General features: G+C 54.7%; 1 pseudogene. It reads right to left on the bottom strand.

From position 1 onward, the window contains the following. Positions 1–30: 30 nt before the first annotated feature. A pseudogene (locus tag N7568_RS25415) lies at positions 31–236 on the bottom strand (6-phosphofructokinase); the annotation flags it as partial.

Here is a 236-nt window from a genome sequence, read left to right as displayed (position 1 = left end):
ATGCAAGGCGATACACCCTGCATACCTTCACATGACCTCAGCAATCATGCACCGATGAGGGGACTCACCGGAGGTTCGCATGCGATCGATATCCTCTGAAGCCGTTTGGACGGCAGAGTCGAATCCAAACGTGAAATCCGTAGCACCCAAGTCGTAGTCGATGGTCTTAGGTACACCAACAACGTAGACACCATGCTCTGACAAGATACGGGCCGCCGCAAGGGTTCCCACACCCC

This window comes from Paenarthrobacter aurescens (genome assembly GCF_025421775.1).
Lineage (GTDB): Bacteria > Actinomycetota > Actinomycetes > Actinomycetales > Micrococcaceae > Arthrobacter > Arthrobacter aurescens_B.
Note: the sequence above shows the minus strand (reverse complement) of the source record. Positions and strands in the feature narration are given on the sequence as shown.